This is a genomic window from Acidocella sp. MX-AZ02, assembly GCF_000306035.1.
Classification (GTDB): domain Bacteria; phylum Pseudomonadota; class Alphaproteobacteria; order Acetobacterales; family Acetobacteraceae; genus Acidocella; species Acidocella facilis.
On record NZ_JH976230.1, the window covers coordinates 1 to 1,376 of the forward strand.

The window sequence follows — 1,376 nt, forward strand, 5'->3', positions numbered from 1 at the left end:
CGTAACCGCTACAGCGTACCGGCCTCTTTCGCCAACCGGCCGGTCAGCCTGCGGGTCTATCCCAACAGGCTGGTGGTGGCGGCGCAAGGGCAGATCATCTGCGAGCATCCGCGCATCATCGACCGGACGCATAATGGCCCGGGCGCACCATCTATGACTGGCGGCATTATCTGGCGGTGATCCAGCGCAAGCCGGGCGCCTTGCGCAACGGCGCGCCCTTCCTGGAATTGCCCGATGCCTTCAAACAGCTGCAACAGCCTCTTCTGCGCCGCCCCGGCGGTGACCGGGAGATGGTGGAGATCCTGGCCCTGGTGCTGCACCATGACGAGCAGGCGGTGCTGGCGGCGGTGGAACTGGCTCTGGAGGATGGCGTGCCGGCCAAGACGCATATCCTCAACCGGCTCCACCGGCTGATCGACGGCACACCCGCCACCCCGCCAGCGGTAACCGCGCCGCAGGCGCTGAGCTTGGCCAATGAGCCCAGGGCCGATGTCGAACGCTACGACAGCTTGCGCCAACCCAAGGAGACCCGCCATGCGTCATGATCCCGCCGCCGGCGCGCTTGTCATCATGCTGCGCAGCCTGAAGATGCACGGCATGGCACAAGCGGTCGACGAACTGGCGCAGCAGGGCGCGCCAGCCTTCGAGGCCGCCATCCCGGTGCTCTCTCAACTGCTGAAGGCCGAGACCGCCGAGCGCGAGGTCCGCTCCATGGCTTACCAGCTCAAGGCGGCGCGCTTCCCGGCCTACCGCGACCTCGCCGGCTTCGACTTCGCCAGCAGCGAGGTCAACGAGGCCCTGGTCAGGCAGTTGCATCGCTGCGACTTCATCGAGCCCGCGGACAATGTTGTGCTCGTCGGCGGGCCGGGCACCGGCAAGACCCACATCGCCACCGCACTCGGCGTGCAGGCCGTCGAGCATCACAAAAAGCGTGTCCGCTTCTTCTCAACCGTCGAACTGGTCAACGCCCTGGAACAGGAAAAAGCCCAGGGGCGGAGCGGCCAGATCACCGGCCGCCTGATCCATGCCGATCTCGTTATCCTCGATGAGCTCGGCTATCTGCCCTTCAGCGCCTCGGGCGGGGCCTTGCTGTTCCACCTGCTCAGCAGGCTCTACGAGCGTACCAGCGTCGTTATCACCACTAATCTGAGCTTCAGCGAATGGTCCGCCGTCTTCGGCGACGCCAAGATGACCACCGCCCTCCTCGATCGCCTCACCCACCACTGCCACATCCTCGAGACCGGCAATGACAGCTTCAGGTTCAAGCACAGCTCGGTGCAGAAAAACCAAAAACGAAAGGAGAAAAATCAGGCCTTGACCCCATCTTGAAACCCAAACCATAACCAAGAGGCGGGTCAATTCTCGGTGGAATTCCA

General features: G+C 64.1%; 1 protein-coding gene and 1 pseudogene. Both read left to right on the forward strand.

Annotated features, from left to right (window positions below; all coding sequences use genetic code 11):
- Positions 1 to 545, forward strand: a pseudogene (locus MXAZACID_RS17230) (IS21 family transposase); the annotation flags it as partial.
- Complete coding sequence (gene istB / locus MXAZACID_RS17235; RefSeq protein ID WP_008495843.1) at positions 535 to 1,329, forward strand: IS21-like element helper ATPase IstB; 795 nt, start codon at positions 535 to 537, stop codon at positions 1,327 to 1,329. The pseudogene MXAZACID_RS17230 and the gene istB, both read left to right, overlap by 11 nt.
- The last annotated feature ends 47 nt before the right edge of the window (positions 1,330 to 1,376 follow it).

Coding starts and splice junctions, on each gene's coding strand:
- istB (WP_008495843.1), top strand. CDS start 535: ATGCGTCATGATCCCGCCGCCGGCGCGCTTGTCATCATGCTGCGCAGC.